Source organism: Stenotrophomonas sp. INTA L402-1, assembly GCF_059295135.1.
Window position 1 is genome coordinate 1 of sequence record NZ_JCAFWP010000243.1, and the last position, 529, is coordinate 529.

A 529-nucleotide genomic window follows, 5' to 3' on the forward strand; every position below is an offset into this window, starting at 1 on the left:
AGTATCGTCGGCAGCGTCAGATGTGTATAAGAGACAGATATTCAGCGTGCCGGTAGTCGGCGAAACCGGGACATGCCAGTTACCTCGCTGCCGCCCCTGTTCGTTAAGCACCGCATACAACAGTTCTGGTGACTTGCCGCCCATGAAGCGGGCGGCATCACCGACACTGTCGTCGAGTTTTTCGGCCAAACGGGTTTCCTCTACCGGCTTGCTACGACTCCAGTCGCGATCGGCCTGCTCCGCCCGTACATCGTCGGCGCGTAACAGCACGTCATGCACCGTTTCACGTTGTCCACTATTTCGTTCTACGGCACCCTGCCCGCTTTCCAGATCGTCGACGTACAGCTGCACATGCGCTTTGGCGCGCGAGAACCCGACATAGGCGCTGTCCAGCGCCGCCATCATGTTGCGCGCCCCTTCGGTCCCGACCAGGCCAATAACATTGTTGATAGAGGCCCCCTGCGAACCGGTGGTGGTAATGGCATACCCATGATCGAAATGCTGGTCGGCCGGCTGATTAATCGGATCC

General features: G+C 58.8%; 1 protein-coding gene. It reads right to left on the reverse strand.

What is annotated here, in order from left to right:
• The coding region (locus AC5O77_RS22595; protein ID WP_494507274.1) for a conjugative transfer relaxase/helicase TraI domain-containing protein at positions 1–529 on the reverse strand (529 nt) is incomplete at both ends.